Origin of the sequence: Microbulbifer halophilus, from assembly GCF_026183675.1 — a bacterium.
GTDB lineage: Bacteria > Pseudomonadota > Gammaproteobacteria > Pseudomonadales > Cellvibrionaceae > Microbulbifer > Microbulbifer halophilus.
The window spans coordinates 1-1286 of sequence record NZ_JAPIVK010000085.1 but is presented as its reverse complement, the minus strand read 5'-3'; the positions used below and the strand labels follow the sequence as shown (position 1 = coordinate 1286).

At 63.5% G+C, this 1286-nt stretch carries 1 protein-coding gene; it reads left to right on the top strand.

Annotation, left to right across the window (positions count from 1 at the left end):
• Positions 1-127 precede the first annotated feature (127 nt).
• The gene (gene pssA / locus OQE62_RS19300; RefSeq protein WP_265723676.1) at positions 128-1024 is read left to right on the top strand and encodes a CDP-diacylglycerol--serine O-phosphatidyltransferase; all 897 of its coding nucleotides are present in this window, start codon (positions 128-130) and stop codon (positions 1022-1024) included.
• The last annotated feature ends 262 nt before the right edge of the window (positions 1025-1286 follow it).

Below are 1286 nucleotides of genomic sequence, written 5' to 3'. Positions count from 1 at the left end.
TGGTGTGGGAGGACGGCGGGGGTAATCCCGCCTCCTACCCGATGGGCGCGCTAAGCTGGGCCTGTATGCGCGAAATCGGGAATCGCTGTACACTCGCCGGCGGCATCCAAGTGTTAACGGAGAAATTATGAGCGACAGAGGCGACGCCAAGCGGTCCGGCAAGCGGGACGACGAAGAGGTCCGCCTGCCGATCGACGAGCATATAGAAGAAGAGGTCTCCGCCAGCGGCAAGAAAGTGCGCGCCCGCGGCGTCTACCTGCTGCCCAACCTGATCACCACCGGTGCGCTTTTCAGCGGCTTCTACGCCATCATCTCCGGCATGAACGGCAATTTCGAGGCCGCCGCCATCGCGATCTTCGTCGCCATGATTCTCGACGGCCTCGACGGGCGGGTGGCGCGCCTGACCGACACCCAGAGTGCCTTCGGGGTCCAGTACGACTCTCTCTCGGACATGGTGTCCTTCGGCCTGGCGCCGGCACTGGTGGTCTTCAGTTGGGGGCTGGATCACCTGGGCAAGTTCGGCTGGGCCGCGGCCTTCCTGTACGCCGCCTGTGCCGCGTTGCGCCTGGCGCGCTTCAATACCCAGGTGGACGATGTCGACAAGGGCGTCTTTATCGGTCTCGCCAGCCCCACGGCCGCGGCCATCATCGCCAGCATGGTCTGGGCCGGCCACGACGCGGAGATGGGCTCCGGCCTGGCGGCGGTGGTGGCGCTGGTCACCCTGGCAGCGGGGCTGCTGATGGTGTCCAACTTCCGCTATACCAGCTTCAAGAGGCTCGACTTCAAGGGGCGCGTCCCCTTCGTGATGATGCTGGCCGTCATCCTGATCTTCTTCCTGGTGACCATCGATCCGCCAAGGGTCCTGTTGACCATTGCCGTCATCTACACTTTCTCCGGCCCGGCCATGTGGGTCTGGCACCTGATCCGCAGGCGCGGCAGCCGGAGCGCTGCGGCCGCCGAAGACCAGGACGGCGAAAAGAGCGCAGAGCCGGAGCGTAAAGGCGAGGAAAGCGACGAATCCTGAGATCGGGGGCCTTGGGGTTTCCGGTTCGTGATACTAAAATTCCAAGCTGGAGCCGCAGTAATGCGGGCCGCGCGGCGGCCCTCCCTCCCGATCGCCAAATCTTCCGCACCAGGGATGAAAAAGGGCTTGCACGGGCCGGCGCGAGCCCGTATAGTTCGCGCCCTCGCTGCTTGAGAAGCGGTGTGGAGGCAACGCCAAGTGATTGATTTTCTTAAGAAAATTTCTTTCAAAAAGGGGTTGCCAGGAACGGAGAGGCCGCTAT